Here is a 2189-nt window from a genome sequence, read left to right as displayed (position 1 = left end):
CTCCTGAAGGGGACTTGACGCCACGCTCACGTGAGCTAGATCAAATTCTTCGTTTAGCCGCCTAGACCACCAGTTGCAACTTTTTGATACTTAGCTCAGGAATTTAATTTCTGGGTCAATTTCTGCAAAAGTATAGGAAACTATAAATTTTCCCCCTTTTTTAAGGGGGGTTAGGGGGGATCAAACCCTGTATCTGCTCACACACACTATCAAACTGATTCAAAACTTGGCTATTGGTAAACCTGATAACCTTTAAACCATAGCCCTCCAGAATATGAGTTCTCTCCATGTCATAATCTTGACCTTGATCTGTAAAATGACTATGCCCATCAATTTCTATTACTACTTTTAAAATGGGACAGTAGAAATCAACGATGAAATGATTGATTGTCCGTTGTCTCAAAACGCGAAATTCAAAGGTTCTCAGATATCCATACCAAAGCTTCTTTTCTACTGGGGTCATCTTTTTGCGAAGTTCTTTTGCTCTTTCCACAAGCTTTGGATTGTAGGGTAGATGGAAATCGTTATTATTGAGGTTTTTAGTCATAGTTTATAGTTTTGATCCCCCCTGCCCCCCTTAAAAAGGGGGGTAATATAATTATTACTTCGGCCAAGTATAAGTTGATTGCTTTACTTTTTCATCATTAGTATCTAAATCAGGTTCTAGCATTAAAATTGCAGCAATCCGTCGTGCAATCTTTGTCACCTCACGGACTTCTTCGATTTTTAGCGGACGACCCAATAAAGGTTCTTCACGGTAACTGAGCCATTTTTTAATAACCTGATATCCGCCGATTGTATAGTCCCAAACTCTGGCAGGAATGTTTTTCCAGTAGGCAATGTCATTTAGGTAAATCAGGACTTACGCAGCGATATTTGTCATTGCGAACGGAACGCAGTGTAGCAAAGCAATCCCGGTCTTGACGAAGTTGCTTCTCTTCTCTACGAGAGGCTCCGCGAACGCTCGCAATGACGAAACTACGTTACCTTTGCGTAAGTCCTAAATCTATCAGCTTAAAACACAATAATCGCCCACATACTAACTCCTAACCCAATCGCTGCTAAGTGTTGCCAAAAAAGCGATCGCACTGGTTGCCTGGCAATTTTTTGCGTTAATAATATTGTTAACAACACTGAGAAAATTAGAGTTGCGCCTTGCAAAAAAGCAATCACAGCCGGGTGAGCAACCAATATTGGCAATTGTTCGCCGCCTAAACCAAGAGTAGCAAAAGTTACGGGTAAAATCCGGCCACCTTCGCCCAAGCCCAAACGCAGATAGTGAGCCAAGTTTCCCCCCAAAACTAAGGGGAGATAGCCATAGGCAAGTTCTACAAATGGTCGGGGCTTACGGTTAAAGTTGAACAGTTGAATCAAGCCATAAGCCGCAAAGGTAAAAATCGCTGGGATAATTAATATTAGTAATGATAATCCCAAGTGCTGCCAAAAAAGAGTTAAATCGAGTTCTAACCCCAACCAAGATAGCAACTCTGGTAAGCGATGCAGATATACACCACCCAACAGCAAAAACAATAATGCCACTTCGTAGCTGCGGGGTACATGAGTTGTCCACAGTTCTATACCAGGGGGACGTAAGTTGAATTCGACGGAACGATGGGGGCAGGCTTTAAGGCAAGTCATGCAAAGTACGCAATCTCTGTTATCTTCTAACTGCGCTGGGTGGGAATATAAAGGACATCCATTAGTTTCCAGACCTTCACCTTTTTGCGGCCCACCTTTATAGCACTGATAAGTAGTACAAGTGGCAGAACAAATACCTTGCTGTGCCCGGAGTTCCGTCATTGAGAGTTTGGCAAATAAACCATTCATCCCGCCGATGGGACACAGATACCGACACCAAAACCGCCGCTCAAAAATGGCAGAGAAAATCATCGCTCCAGCTGTAATTAATAGTAGCAAACAAGCGCTGAGATAGGCAGTATTTTCTAAATGCCAGAGTTCTTCCCATAAAAAAATCAAGGTAAATAGACCAAATACAAACCATCCCCCCCATTTTTCGGCTTGTTGTCTCGGCCAACCTTTGAGTTTTCTAGGAAATAGCCACAGTGAAAGTTTTTGAGTAATTTCCCCGTAAATCATGAAGGGACAAACTGCACACCAGACACGACCCAAAAACGGGAAAAGAAACAGAAAGAAAGGCCACCACCAAGCCCAGAATAAATTTAAAACGA

The 2189-nt window shown here is 42.4% G+C and carries 3 protein-coding genes and 1 pseudogene; all 4 read right to left on the bottom strand.

The genetic code is table 11. The features are described from left to right. Positions 1–160 precede the first annotated feature (160 nt). Positions 161–547: an endonuclease domain-containing protein gene (locus tag ACEW80_RS24820; protein WP_373529146.1), complete on the bottom strand. Its 387-nt coding sequence runs from the start codon at positions 545–547 to the stop codon at positions 161–163. 54 nt (positions 548–601) lie between these two features. Further along, on the bottom strand, positions 602–742 hold the full coding sequence (locus tag ACEW80_RS24815) for a hypothetical protein (protein WP_373529145.1): 141 nt from the start codon (positions 740–742) through the stop codon (positions 602–604). A 9-nt stretch (positions 743–751) separates the two neighbouring features. Continuing rightward, positions 752–856: pseudogene (locus tag ACEW80_RS24810) on the bottom strand (type ISP restriction/modification enzyme); the annotation flags it as partial. A gap of 158 nt (positions 857–1014) precedes the next feature. Next, a partial coding sequence (locus ACEW80_RS24805; protein ID WP_373529144.1) for a 4Fe-4S binding protein occupies positions 1015–2189 on the bottom strand: 1175 nt, incomplete at its 5' end.

The sequence above is a fragment of the Nostoc sp. genome (genome assembly GCF_041747015.1).
In the GTDB taxonomy this organism is placed as follows: domain Bacteria; phylum Cyanobacteriota; class Cyanobacteriia; order Cyanobacteriales; family Nostocaceae; genus Nostoc.
This window is presented reverse-complemented; position numbering and strand designations above follow the sequence as displayed.